14 protein-coding genes are annotated in these 11,694 nt (G+C 72.0%); 7 read left to right on the plus strand and 7 right to left on the minus strand.

The window, feature by feature from the left end:
• From TR49_RS27565 to TR49_RS27575, 3 genes are all read right to left on the minus strand, one after another.
• Positions 1-550 (minus strand): DoxX family protein (locus TR49_RS27565; RefSeq protein ID WP_084725529.1); only part of this gene is annotated, 550 nt, incomplete at its 3' end.
• Positions 551-769: 219 nt separating this feature from the next.
• Positions 770-1,198 carry a GNAT family N-acetyltransferase gene (locus tag TR49_RS27570; protein WP_084725536.1) on the minus strand — a complete coding sequence of 143 codons (429 nt, stop codon included), beginning with the start codon at positions 1,196-1,198 and terminating at the stop codon, positions 770-772.
• A 164-nt stretch (positions 1,199-1,362) separates the two neighbouring features.
• Positions 1,363-1,740 carry an ankyrin repeat domain-containing protein gene (locus TR49_RS27575; RefSeq protein WP_042386567.1) on the minus strand — a complete coding sequence of 126 codons (378 nt, stop codon included), beginning with the start codon at positions 1,738-1,740 and terminating at the stop codon, positions 1,363-1,365.
• 328 nt (positions 1,741-2,068) lie between these two features.
• Here TR49_RS27575 and TR49_RS27580 point away from each other — a divergent pair, with 328 nt between their 5' ends.
• From TR49_RS27580 to TR49_RS27595, 4 genes are all read left to right on the plus strand, one after another.
• A complete protein-coding gene (locus TR49_RS27580; RefSeq protein ID WP_042368350.1) occupies positions 2,069-2,263 on the plus strand; it encodes a hypothetical protein in 195 nt (64 codons plus the stop codon).
• A gap of 31 nt (positions 2,264-2,294) precedes the next feature.
• Positions 2,295-3,956, plus strand: a complete 1,662-nt coding sequence (locus TR49_RS27585; protein ID WP_042386568.1) for a P-loop NTPase family protein — start codon at positions 2,295-2,297, stop codon at positions 3,954-3,956.
• A gap of 199 nt (positions 3,957-4,155) precedes the next feature.
• Positions 4,156-5,697, plus strand: coding sequence for an amino acid permease (locus TR49_RS27590; RefSeq protein WP_042386569.1), 1,542 nt, complete (start codon positions 4,156-4,158; stop codon positions 5,695-5,697).
• Positions 5,698-5,807: 110 nt separating this feature from the next.
• Complete coding sequence (locus TR49_RS27595; RefSeq protein ID WP_042386570.1) at positions 5,808-5,999, plus strand: hypothetical protein; 192 nt, start codon at positions 5,808-5,810, stop codon at positions 5,997-5,999.
• Between the two features lie 9 nt (positions 6,000-6,008).
• Here the strand turns inward: TR49_RS27595 and TR49_RS27600 are convergent, their stop codons facing one another.
• The 4 genes from TR49_RS27600 to TR49_RS27615 are packed head-to-tail and all read right to left on the minus strand — an operon-like array spanning position 6,009 to position 8,595.
• Positions 6,009-6,413, minus strand: coding sequence for a hypothetical protein (locus TR49_RS27600; protein WP_236653560.1), 405 nt, complete (start codon positions 6,411-6,413; stop codon positions 6,009-6,011).
• Between the two features lie 49 nt (positions 6,414-6,462).
• Positions 6,463-6,840, minus strand: a complete 378-nt coding sequence (locus TR49_RS27605; protein ID WP_174501612.1) for a roadblock/LC7 domain-containing protein — start codon at positions 6,838-6,840, stop codon at positions 6,463-6,465.
• Between the two features lie 28 nt (positions 6,841-6,868).
• Entirely contained in the window at positions 6,869-7,618 is a 750-nt protein-coding gene (locus TR49_RS27610; RefSeq protein WP_042386572.1) for a hypothetical protein, read from the minus strand.
• Positions 7,615-8,595, minus strand: coding sequence for a hypothetical protein (locus tag TR49_RS27615; RefSeq protein ID WP_152627490.1), 981 nt, complete (start codon positions 8,593-8,595; stop codon positions 7,615-7,617). The genes TR49_RS27610 and TR49_RS27615 overlap by 4 nt, the downstream gene beginning before the upstream one ends.
• Before the next feature lie 248 nt (positions 8,596-8,843).
• On the opposite strand from TR49_RS27615, the gene TR49_RS27620 reads away from it, so the two are divergent.
• The 3 genes from TR49_RS27620 to TR49_RS27630 all read left to right on the plus strand — a co-directional run bounded on the left by TR49_RS27620 (position 8,844) and on the right by TR49_RS27630 (position 11,642).
• Positions 8,844-9,668: a glycerophosphodiester phosphodiesterase family protein gene (locus TR49_RS27620; protein WP_042386573.1), complete on the plus strand. Its 825-nt coding sequence runs from the start codon at positions 8,844-8,846 to the stop codon at positions 9,666-9,668.
• Positions 9,659-11,020 carry an MFS transporter gene (locus TR49_RS27625; protein WP_084725537.1) on the plus strand — a complete coding sequence of 454 codons (1,362 nt, stop codon included), beginning with the start codon at positions 9,659-9,661 and terminating at the stop codon, positions 11,018-11,020. Before TR49_RS27620 ends, TR49_RS27625 begins: the two co-directional genes overlap by 10 nt.
• Positions 11,021-11,270: 250 nt before the next feature.
• Positions 11,271-11,642: an RNA polymerase-binding protein RbpA gene (locus TR49_RS27630; protein ID WP_042386575.1), complete on the plus strand. Its 372-nt coding sequence runs from the start codon at positions 11,271-11,273 to the stop codon at positions 11,640-11,642.
• Positions 11,643-11,694 lie beyond the last annotated feature (52 nt).

Here is an 11,694-nt window from a genome sequence, read left to right on the forward strand (position 1 = left end):
CCTGGGCTTCGGCGTCGGCCTCGTCCTGGGCGGCGGCGGCACGTTCGGCGACCGTCGACTCGCGGCGGCTCACGACGGCCGCCGCCGCGGCCGCGCTCGCGGCGAAGGCGAGCAGCACCATGGCCGGGCGGTCCAGCCGGTGGCGGGTGATGTGGTCGAAGGAGTAGCGGCCCGGTCCGGCCAGGCCCAGGCCCGCGGCGACGAAGCCGAGGTAGGCCGGGTACTCGTAGCCGCCCTGCATGGCGAAGAATCCGCCGGGGCGGTGCACCGAGACCGCGCCGGCCATGGCGCCCGCCGCCGACGCGCCGGCCAGCGGGGTCGCCGCGCCGAGCGCGAGCAGCACGCCGCCGCCCGCCTCGCCCAGCCCGGCCGCGAGCGCGGCCTGGCCGCCGGGATGGAAGCCCATGGACTCCATCGCCTTGCCGGTGCCCTGGAGGCCACCGCCGCCGAACCAGCCGAAGAGCTTCTGTGCGCCGTGCGCGAAGAGCACGCCGCCCGTACCGAGGCGAAGGGCCAGCAGTCCGAGGTCCTTGCGGTTCAGGCAGGCCATGGAGCCGTCCTCTCGTCAGCGCAGCCTGCTGCGCTTTCGCGGACGGGGCTGCACGGGCTGCGCCGGACGCGGCCCCACGCGCTCACGCACGTCGACGGCGCCGCGTCCGGCCTGGAACGCAGACCTCTCCAGTCTTCGCCGTCGCCCGCCGCCCCGCCGCCGGGGTTAGCCCGCCCGGGTCGGTGCCGCGGCACCACCCTCGATCGGAGCGCCGGAGCGTCAGAGGTCCTTGCCCAGGCAGATCGCGGAGTCGTACTCGCGGTAGTAGCCGAACTTCACGATCGGCTCGTAGCCCTCCGAGGCGTACAGCGCCAGCGCCTCCGGCTGCTGGTCGCCGGTCTCCAGGATCATGCGGCGTCGTCCGGCCCTGCGGGCGTCCTGCTCCAGGTGACGGAGCATCCGGCGGGCCAGGCCCCGGCCGCGCGCCGACGCGCGGGTGTACATCCGCTTCAGCTCGGCATCCCCGTCCGCCAGCCCGATCTCGCCGCCCTCCTGGGCCCGCCAGGCCCCAGTGCCGAGCGGTGTGACGCCGTCCAGGTCGTACAGGACCGCGAACACGCCGTTCGGCGGCTCGAACTCGGCCGCGTCCAGGACGGTCGCGTCCCCGTCCCCGTAGCGGCGCACGTACTCCTGCTGCACCTCGTCCATCAGCAGCCGCGCGTCCGGGTGGGCGTACCCGACGACTCGTATCTGCTCCACGCGCACACTCTCCACTCGGTCCGCCTTGCGGCGTTCGAGTCTACGCAGGACCGACGGCGGCCCCCGCACTCCCGTCCTGGACCGCGGGGGCCGCCGTCACACGGGGGGGGTCGCTACCCCAGCAGGTCGGTCTTGCCGAACATCTCCGCCGCGGCCCGCGCCGACGGCTGGCCCGCGTCCGGGTCCGCGCCCGCGGCCAGCAGCGCCTCGACGATCTCGCGCTCGCCCTTGAACACCGCGCCGGCCAGCGGGGTCTGCCCGCGGTCGTTGATCCGGTTCGCGTCGGCGCCGTGCGCCAGCAGCGCCCGCACCGCGCCCACGTTGCCGTGGTACGCGGCGAGCATCAGCAGGCTGTCGCCCTTCTCGTTGATCAGTTCTGCGGGGACGCCGTCGTCGAGGTAGCCGGCCAGGGCCGCGGCGTCGCCGCCACGCGCGAGGTCGAAGACCTTGGCCGCGAACTCCAGAACCTCGGGGTCGATCTGGTCACTCATGGTCAGCTGCGCTCCGTCGGTGGAATCGGTGTCACTGGAACCGGTCGGCCGAGACGACAGCCTACGGGCCGCGGTACCCACCGAACGAGTGATCAGCCATCCGGGCGAACCTCCCGCGCGCCGCCGCGTCCGGGCGGGCGCCACGGGACACGATCCCCGTACAAGCAGGTGCAGACCCGGCGAATCACCAGATCTCATGCTATCCAGTACGTATTACTTATCGTTACGGCTGTTCGACAGTGCGTAACCCCGGTCGCGCGGCCGTCCTGTCCCACCAGGCGCGCCACGCCCCCCTCCAGCCCGCTGTCCCCAAGCCGAGGAGCCCCTCGTGATCCTCTCCGTCTCCGGAGTCGTCCTGCTGGGAATCATCGCGTTCCTGTTTTTCCGCAAGGACGGCCTCAAGCTCTCGCACGCCGTCGTCTGCGCCCTCTTCGGGTTCTACCTCGCGGGCACCGCGATCGCCCCGAGCATCAAGGCCGGCGGAGCCAGCCTGGCCAGCCTGCTCGGCGGCATCAAGTTCTGACGCGACCCCGCACCTGCCCCGGAGCACCCAGATGACCTTCACCGAACACCTGGCCCGAGGCCGCAGTCTGGCTCGCACGGCCGGGGATCACGCCGCCGACATGTTCGGCCCGATGATCACCATCGGCCGCGGCCTGCGCGCCCACGCGGCCTGGGCGAAGAATTGGTGGGCCACCACGCCCAAGGACAAGCGCGGCCCGGCGCTCTTCCTGGTCGTGGCCGTCATCGCCGCCGTCGCCCTGCTGCCCTACGGGCCGCTGCTGGCCCTGCTCGCCCTGATGGGCAGCGCCGCCTGGGCCGGACGCGAACGCGTCGCCCCGCCGCCGCCCGCGCCGGACACCAGCAACCTCAAACTGGCCGCGATCTACACCGCCCTGACGCCGTACCTGGTCCACGAGTCGGACCCGGACCCGCTCTACGCGCACGGCGGCGACTTCAAGGACGCGTTCAGCAGCTGGGAGTTCGACGAGGAGGGCCGGCTGGTCCAGCTGGACCTGCGCTACCCGGCGTACTTCACCGACACCGAGCCGCAGTCCCGCGCCCGGATCGAGCAGGTGATCCACGGCAAGTCCGGACGCAGCCGCGAGTTCCGGTTCACCTGGGACGAGGAGGTCAACCGCCTCCAGGTCAGTGCGCTCCCGCCGCTGCCGGGCGACATCAGCGCGCAGCGCTTCGTCACCGCCGCGGGCGAGCTGGTGCTCGGCTTCACCGACACCACCAGCACCAACCGCATGATCCCGGTGCGGCAGGGCGGCGCCCAGACCCACCAGCCGCCGGTGCTGTGGCGGACCGGCCCGCGCTCGGCGGAGCCGCATCTGCTCGCGCTCGGCACACCGGGATTCGGCGCCTCCACGCTGCTGCGTTCCCTCGCGCTGCAGGCGCTGCCGCAGGGCGAGATCGTCGTCGTGGACGGCGCAGGCACCGGCGAGCACGCCTGCCTGGTCGGCCGTCCGGGTGTGCTGACGGTCGAGACCAGCCTGCACGGCGCGCTCGCCGCACTGGAGTGGGCCGCCACCGAGACGCAGCGCCGGCTGGACGCGCACAACCACGCCAAGCGCACCGGCGGCATGCCGCCCGCGGACACGCTGCGCCCGCTGTGGCTGCTGCTGGACCACCCCTCCGAGCTCACCGAGCTCGCGCAGGCGGAGGGCCGCCCGGACCCGCAGGAGCTGCTGGAGACCCCGCTGCGGCACGGCCGCAGCGCGCACGTCACCGTCGTGGTGGTGGACCGGCTCGACGCGCTGGAGCGGATCCGTCCGAGCGTCCGGGCCGCGTGCAAGGCGCGGGTCGTGCTGGGACCGCTGAGCCAGCACATGGCACTCGACGCGCTCGGCGGGCCGCTGGACATCACCCCGTCCAGCCACACCCCGCCCGGTCGCGGCTACGCCCGCCTCGGCGGCGCGGCCCCCGTCCGCCTCCAGGTCCCGGCGACCCCGGACCCCCTGGACGACGAGGCCCCGATCGACCAGCGCGACGCGGTCATCGCCCTGCTCCCGCACGCGGACACCCGCACCGAGAGCACCGCCGACCTCGCCCCGGTCCCGTCGGCGCCGCACGCCACCGAGCCGACGCTGGTGTCCGACCTCTCGGCGATCGAGCACCCGCGGCTCGACCTGCCGACGGTCGACCTGCCGCCGGTGCCGGTCCTGCCGCAGGTGCCGCCGATGCCCTCGGAGGCCCCGCGGTACCACTGAAGGCCGCTCAGCTCTCCCGCCCCGCCGGATCCGATCCGGCGGGGCGGAGCTGTCGTCGCGGGGGGCCGGCGACAGGCCTGGCGGACGACCGGTCACCGTCGACCTCTTGACGGCACCGTAGCGGGCGGTGCTGAATAGGGCGCCAATGGACTGCCTTCATACCATTGAGCGGTCCGCACCCCACAGACCAGAGGTGCGCATGTCGTCCACAGAACCCACCGCGCTCTCCCCGACAGACCCTCCAAGCGACGAACAACGCCTTCACGAGCTCGGCTACGCACAGGAGTTGGCCCGCACCATGTCGGGCTTCTCCAATTTCGCGGTCTCCTTCACCATCATCTCGGTCCTCTCCGGCTGCCTCACCCTCTACGGCACGGGCATGGGCACCGGCGGGCCCGCCGTCATCGTCTGGGGCTGGCCCGTCGTCGGCCTGCTGACGCTGCTCGTCGGCCTCGCCATGGCCGAGGTCTGCTCCAGCTACCCGACCGCGGGCGGCCTGTACTACTGGGCGGCGAAGCTCTCGCCGGACAACGGGCCGGTGTTCAGCTGGTTCACTGGATGGTTCAACTTCCTCGGACAGGTGGCGGTCACCGCCGGGATCGACTTCGGCGCCGCGCAGTTCATCAACGCCCTGCTGGACCTCCAGGGTTGGTTCCCGGCCAGCGCCGCGCACACCGTGCTCATCTTCGGGCTGATCCTGGTCGTCCACGGCGCGCTCAACACCTTCGGCGTCAAGCTGGTGGCGCTGCTCAACAACGTGAGCGTGTGGTGGCACGTGCTCGGCGTGCTGGTGATCGTCGGCGTCCTGGCGATCGTGCCAAGCCACCACCAGTCCGCGAGCTTCGTCTTCGGGCACTTCGTGAACAACACCGGCTGGGGCAGCTCGATCTACGTCGCCGCGCTCGGCCTGCTGCTCGCGCAGTACACCTTCACCGGCTACGACGCCTCCGCGCACATGACCGAGGAGACGAGGGACGCGGCGCGCTCCGGCCCCAAGGGCATCGTGATGTCCATCATCGTCTCGCTGCTGGCCGGTTGGGTGCTGCTGATCGGCGTCACCTTCGCGATCCAGGACTACAAGGGCGAGGCCGGCAGCGCGACGGGCGTGGCCACGGCGCAGATCTTCATGGACGCGGTCGGCGCGACCGGCGGCAAGCTGCTGCTCCTGGTGGCGATCGGCGCGCAGCTGTTCTGCGGGATGAGCTCGGTGACCGCCAACTCCCGCATGATCTATGCCTTCTCCCGCGACGGCGCGCTGCCGGGCTCGAAGCTCTGGCACCAGATCAACCCGCGCACCAGGACGCCCACCAACGGCGTCTGGCTGGCCGCCGCCGGAGCGTTCCTGCTCGGGCTGCCCGCGCTGTGGAACGCGACCGCGTACACGGCCGTCACCTCGATCGCGGTCATCGGCCTCTACATCGCCTACGTGATCCCGACGTTCCTGCGGGTGCGGCTCGGCGGGTCGTTCGTGCGCGGGCCGTGGCACCTCGGGCGCTGGAGCCGCCCGGTCGGGATCGCGGCGGTGGCCTGGGTGGTCGTGATCACCGTGCTGTTCATGCTGCCGACGGCCAACCCGGTCACCGCGGCGAACTTCAACTACGCCCCGATCGCGGTGCTGGTGGTGCTGGGCTTCGCCGGCGTGTGGTGGGCGGCCTCCGCGCGCAAGTGGTTCACCGGCCCCAAGGTGCAGGGCTCGGCGGAGGAACTGGCCGCCGTCGAGCGGGACCTGGGCGGCATCTGACCCGGCGTCCGCCCCGCCGGGACAGGTGAAGGACGCGGCGGGAGCGGGTACAGAACGGCCGTCGGCCGCTTCCGTCCCCCTCCCGCCACGATCCCGCCGGAGGTTCCGCCATGACCACCGACGACCTGCCCGCCGGACTGACCGAGCCGGCGCGCCTCGCCCTGGAGCGGGCCGGCTACCGCCGCCTCGGGGATCTGGACGGCGTCCCCGAGGCGGACCTGCGCCGGCTGAGCGGCGTCGGCCCGCGTGCCCTGCGGCTGCTGAGACTGGCCCTGGAGGCCAGAGGTCAGACCCTCACCTGAGCGCGGGCCTCACATCGGGCCGTGCTCCTTGATCACCCTTCGCGTCTGCGCGAAGAGCATCCCCACGTTGACGCTCTTGCGGCACACGACGACGGCCACCATCTCGTCCTGGCTCTCCATCCGGATGAACAGGTGTGCCAGGTTGTCGCTGTTGACCAGCACCTCCTGGAAGTAGTGTCGGTCGGAGGAGACGCCACGACGCTCCTTGAAGATGTTCTCGATCATCACCACGTTCCGGCCCTGGAACAGCTCGAAGGTCGCGGCGGCGAGCAGGTCGAGGACCTCCGCCGGATGGGAGTCGACCGTCTCCACGGTCAGCAGCATCCCCGTGGACAGGTCGATCACCCCCGCCGCCAGGCAGTCGGGCACGTCGTTGCGCAGGTGCTTGACGAGTTCGGTGATGCGGTCGGACATGCTCGCCGGTGTGTTCATGGTCTTCCCCAAGGTCGGTCTTCTGTGTCCTTCATCTCGTGCGCCCGCACAGCAGGTCGTCGAGGCGCTCGACGAGCGCGCCGGTCTCCAGGTGCAGGCGCCCGAGGTCGAGGCCCTCGTCGCCGAGGACCGCGAGCAGTGCGGTGTCGCCCACCGCGTAGATCACGGCGTAACCGCCGCCGCAGTGGGTCACGGTCTGGCGCAGCGGGCCGCGTCCGGAGACGGCCGCGGTCCGGCGGGCCAGGCCCAGGCCCGCCGCAGCCAGCGCGGCCAGCGACTCCGGGTCGATCTCCGCCGCCGTGTCCGCCGCGACCAGCAGGCCGTCGACGGCGGCGACAGCCGCGTCGGTGATGCCGGGCACCCGCTCGCGCAGGCCCCGGATCTCGGCGACCAGCGCCTCCTGACTCATTCACTGACTCCCTCCCCGGGCACCGGCCCTACCGGTACCGCCTGAGACCCCACAGAATCTGACGGAGCGTCGATTCCGAAACCTGCTTGGCGCGCGCGGCCGGCACCGAGCCGGGTATCTGCCGGCCGGGGTTCCGGCGCGGCAGTTCCTCCCCGTCCTCGTCGGGTGCTTCGTGCGGCGGCTCGTGCGTTGCTGCGGGAGGCGCGGGAGGCGCTGCGGCTGCCGCCGTGGGCGCAGCCGGGGGCGCGGGCGGGGCCGGATCGGCCCGCTGGGCGACGGGCGCGGGCGCCCGCGAGGCGGTGTCGAGGTACCGGTGGTACTCGACGGCGCCCGGCAGGCATTCCGCGACCGCTCGCAGATCCAGCCGGGCCATGGCCAGATTCGCCTGCGTACGGTCCAGGGAAATCTGGATGAACGCGTGCCACTCCCCCGAACGCATCCGCGCCGCCTGCCAGAGAGAGAAATAGCGCGATCCCGTGACGATGACTTCCTCGACGGCCTGACCGTTTTCGGTCGTGTCCGGTCCGTCCGTGTTGGGATTTCCGCCGAAGTCGGCAAAGTCCGCGACCGCGCTCATCGCAATTCCGAGTGCCACATTTCCGAACGGCACCGGAACGCCCCCGGTCCGCGCGGGGCGGGAGGTCGAGCCGAGCACCCGCCCACTGCCGACGTCACCGAAGGCCGCCGCCACCGCGCCGGGGATGCGCATCGCGCTTTCCAGCGCTCCCGGGGCCGCCTCCTCGTTGGTCGCCTCCCCCCAGAGCCCGCCGTGGGTCATGAGCCGCTCACGCGACTCTGCCGTCGGGGCAGCCGCACCGGGCCGACAAGGGGTGTCGCGACGTCCGTGACGCCGGACAAACCGGTGGACGAGGCGCCGAACAAGGCGTCGGGCGAGGCGGCGGCCGACGGTACGGGTGGCGCCGCGTGGCGGGGCGCCAGAAGGGGGCGGACCTCGCCACCCTCCCGGGCGGGCCTGCCCAGCCTGATCAGGCCGTCGGCCAGCAGCCTGGACGCCTCGACCGTCACGGGGTAGACGCCGCGGCCCAGCAGGAAGGCGATGTCCCGCGCGGTGCGCCGTCCGTCGGCGAGCCCGAGCACCTCCCGGCGCAGGCCGCCCGCGGCCCGGAGCCCCCCGGCGTTCAGGCCCGCGACGCCCGCAGCAGCCCCCGCCTGCGACGCCGCCGACTCGGCCACGACCGCGAGTCGGTCGCGCCCCGGTCGCACCGGCGTCGGGAACTGCGCCAACGCGGCCAGCCGGCGCTCCGTCTCGGCGTGCACCCGGGCCACGTCCACCCTGGTCACGTCGCTGGTCCAGGGCTCCCTGCCGAGCGGCTCGGCGGCGGGGCCCGGGCCGCCGCCGAGCGCCTGCGGCTCCCAGCGGCACTCCTCCACCGTCCCGGCCGCGATCGCGAAGACGGCGTCGAACAACGCCATCAGGCAGACCGTCTCCAGTTCGGCCGCGCCGACCAGGCCGCGTCGCACCAGCTCGACCGCGAAGCGGCCGTGCGGTGCTCCCGCCTGGTAGGCGGCCACCCACGACGCCTCCAGGACCCGGCCGGAGCGCAGCAGCAGCGCCTCCGCCCCCGGCGCGCCGGGGCTCTCCGCTCCGGTGACCCGCCCGCCGTCCAGCCGCAGCAGGCCGCCCGGGTCGCCTGCGGCCAACAGCGCCCCGCTCGCGGCGGCGCGGCTCTGCGCGGTGAGCGCCGCGACCACCCCCTCGGGCAGAACCCGGGCGATTCGATCTCGCTCAGACATCGACCTATCAATTTCGATCAGATTCTGCAAGAAAATCGGTGCTGGCACCGATTTATTCATGACGGATTGCGCAGGAAGGCATGCCGAAAAGACATCCGGCAAAAGGACGGGGGAACCGCCGCGGAATACGCCGTCCGCCGCAGCGCCTTAATTTCATCCGTGCGGGTGTGGCGAGTCAAGCGATTGATGACAATTGGTGGTACCCCCGTGACTCCGCGCCACCTGCGCCAACGGGCATACTTCTGCCCGTGACCAGCGATTCCGCTCTGTACCCGGGCCGCCCCGCCGCCCGACATCCCTATCTGGACCATCCGGGTCCGCTCGCGTTCGCCCACCGGGGCGGTACGCTCGGCGGTCCGGAGAACTCCATGGCCGCGTTCGAACGCGCCGTCCGGCTCGGCTACCGCTACCTGGAGACGGACGTCCACACCACGGCCGACGGCGTGCTGGTCGCCTTCCACGACGACCGGCTGGAACGGGTCACCGACGGCACCGGCGCGGTCGCCCAGCTGCCGTGGCGCATCGTCTCGGCCGCCCGGATCGGCGGGCGCGAGGCCATACCGACGCTGGAGGAGCTGCTCGACGCCTTCCCGGAGACCCGCTTCAACATCGACGTGAAGGCCGCAGCGGCGGTCCGTCCACTGGTCGACGCCGTGCGCCGGACCAACGCCTGGGACCGCGTCTGCGTCGGCTCCTTCTCCGAGTCGCGTCTGGCCGGCGTCCGGTCCGCGGCGGGGCCGCGCCTGGCCACCTCCGCCGGTCCGCGCGACGTCGCCGCCCTGAAGCTGCGCTCCCTCGCCCGCGGCGCGCTGCCGCTGGCCCGCGGGGCACGCCGCCGGGCGGTCTGCCTCCAGGTGCCCGAGCGGGTCGCAGGCGGCGGCGACACCGGCCCGCGCCTGGTCGACCGCGCCTTCGTCGAGACGGCCCACGCCCTCGGCCTGCAGGTCCACGTCTGGACCGTGAACGAATCCGATCGGATGAGGTCACTGCTCGATCTGGGTGTGGATGGCATCATGACGGATCACATCGACGTCCTGCGCGATGTCCTGATCGAGCGCGGAGCCTGGATTTGATCACTACTGCCCCGGCGTCGACCGAGACGACCGACCTCAAGCGTGCCCAACTCGGCTGGTACCTCAACGACTGGGCGAACGCGGCCTTCTCGGCGACCGTGCTGACGGTCTTCCTCGGCCCCTACCTCACCGACATCGCCAAGAACGCCTCGGACGCCCACGGCGACGTGCATCCGCTCGGCCTCGCCGTCCGAGCCGGATCGTTCTTCCCGTACACGGTCTCCTTCTCCGTGCTCATCTCCGTCGCGGTGATGCTGCTCGCCGGCGCGACGGCGGACCGCACCGGCCGCCACAAGACGCTGCTGTGCTCCTTCGCCTACGTCGGCGCCGCGGCCACGCTCGGCATGTTCTTCCTCGGTGGCCACCGCTACCTGCTCGGCGGCGGCCTGCTGGTCGTCGCCAACGTCAGCTACGCCGTCTCCGCCGCGCTGGCCAACTCCTTCCTGCCGGGCCTGGCCCCGCCGGACGACCGGGACCGGATCTCCTCCAAGGGCTGGGCCTTCGGCTACGCCGGCGGCGGCCTGCTGCTCGTGCTGAACCTCGCCCTCTTCCTCGGCCACAGCGCGCTCGGCCTCTCCAGCGGCACGGCGGTCCGCCTCTGCCTGGCCTCGGCGGGGCTGTGGTGGGCGACCTTCACGATCTTCCCGATGCTGCGTCTGCCGCAGCGCGCCGGGCTCGCCCCGGTCGCGAAGCCCGTCGACGAGCACGCCGGCGGCACCCTGCGCGAGCTGGCCGGAACGCTGCGCGGGATGAAGAAGTACCCGCTGACGCTGCTCTTCCTGATCGCCTTCCTCTGCTACAACGACGGCATCCAGACCGTGATCTCGCAGGCCTCCCTCTACGGCAGCGAGGAGCTCGGCATGAGCCAGACCACGCTGATCGCGGGCGTTCTGCTGGTCCAGATCGTCGCCATCGGCGGCGCGCTGCTGCTCGGCCGCATCGCCGGCCGCTTCGGCGCCAAGCGCACCATCCTCGGCTCGCTGGTGGCCTGGGTGGTCACCCTCGCCTTCGGCTACGTCATGCCGGCCCACCAGCCGATCTGGTTCTACACCCTGGCCGCCGCCATCGGCCTGGTGCTGGGCGGCAGCCAGGCGCTGTCGCGCTCGCTCTTCTCCCACCTGATCCCGGCCGGGCACGAGGCGGAGTACTTCTCCCTCTACAAGATCAGCGACCGTGGCACCAGCTGGATGGGCCCGCTCGTCTTCGGCCTCGCCTACCAGCTGACCGGAAGCTACCGGATCGCGATCATCTCGCTGCTGGTCTTCTTCGCGATCGGCTTCCTGCTGCTCACGCGCGTCCCGGTGCGCCGCGCGATCGAGGCCGTGGGCAACCCGGTGCCGAACATCTCGTGAGATCTCGTGAAGGCCGAATGGAGGCACTGCGGAGGCCTGTCATTTCGTGACTGCGAGGCACGATGGGTCAACCGAGGGTGATATCTGCCGCCAGATGTGACAAATCGGACGCGGGTGGGTACAAACTTGGGCGGCGTGACGTAAGTCGCGCGCGTACTGCGGGAATCTTCGACGGTTGCCGCACGTTGTACGGACCGACGAAGACAGCGACATCCAGTCCTGTGGGCCAGGAGCCCGGGAGGCACGATTCATGAGTGAGCGAGCTCTCCGCGGCACGCGACTCGGGGCGACCAGCTACGAGACCGACCGCGGTATCGATCTGGCGCCTCGCCAGACCGTCGAGTACGCATGCCAGAACGGACACCGCTTCGAGGTGCCGTTCTCGGTGGAGGCCGAGATCCCGCACATCTGGGAGTGCCGGTTCTGCGGCAGCGAGGCGCTGCTGATCGACGGCGACGAGCCCGAAGAGAAGAAGTCCAAGCCGGTCCGTACGCATTGGGACATGCTGATGGAGCGGCGCACGCGTGAGGAGCTGGAGGAGGTCCTCGCCGAGCGGCTCGAAGTCCTGCGCTCCGGCCGCATGAACATCGCGGTGCATCCGCGCGACCGCAAGACCGCATAACGCGGCTTGTGCGACGAGGCCCGGGCTCCCCTTCGCGGGGGAGCCCGGGCCC

The sequence above is a fragment of the Streptacidiphilus melanogenes genome (assembly GCF_000787835.1).
Taxonomy (GTDB): Bacteria; Actinomycetota; Actinomycetes; order Streptomycetales; family Streptomycetaceae; genus Streptacidiphilus; species Streptacidiphilus melanogenes.

Bases quoted from the DNA above. Each gene is read 5' to 3' on its own strand.
- TR49_RS27570 (WP_084725536.1), bottom strand. From the start codon at position 1,198: ATGGACGAGGTGCAGCAGGAGTACGTGCGCCGCTACGGGGACGGGGAC.
- TR49_RS27575 (WP_042386567.1), bottom strand. From the start codon at position 1,740: ATGAGTGACCAGATCGACCCCGAGGTTCTGGAGTTCGCGGCCAAGGTC.
- TR49_RS27585 (WP_042386568.1), top strand. From the start codon at position 2,295: ATGACCTTCACCGAACACCTGGCCCGAGGCCGCAGTCTGGCTCGCACG.
- TR49_RS27590 (WP_042386569.1), top strand. From the start codon at position 4,156: ATGTCGTCCACAGAACCCACCGCGCTCTCCCCGACAGACCCTCCAAGC.
- TR49_RS27595 (WP_042386570.1), top strand. From the start codon at position 5,808: ATGACCACCGACGACCTGCCCGCCGGACTGACCGAGCCGGCGCGCCTC.
- TR49_RS27600 (WP_236653560.1), bottom strand. From the start codon at position 6,413: ATGTCCGACCGCATCACCGAACTCGTCAAGCACCTGCGCAACGACGTG.
- TR49_RS27605 (WP_174501612.1), bottom strand. From the start codon at position 6,840: ATGAGTCAGGAGGCGCTGGTCGCCGAGATCCGGGGCCTGCGCGAGCGG.
- TR49_RS27610 (WP_042386572.1), bottom strand. From the start codon at position 7,618: ATGACCCACGGCGGGCTCTGGGGGGAGGCGACCAACGAGGAGGCGGCC.
- TR49_RS27615 (WP_152627490.1), bottom strand. From the start codon at position 8,595: ATGTCTGAGCGAGATCGAATCGCCCGGGTTCTGCCCGAGGGGGTGGTC.
- TR49_RS27630 (WP_042386575.1), top strand. From the start codon at position 11,271: ATGAGTGAGCGAGCTCTCCGCGGCACGCGACTCGGGGCGACCAGCTAC.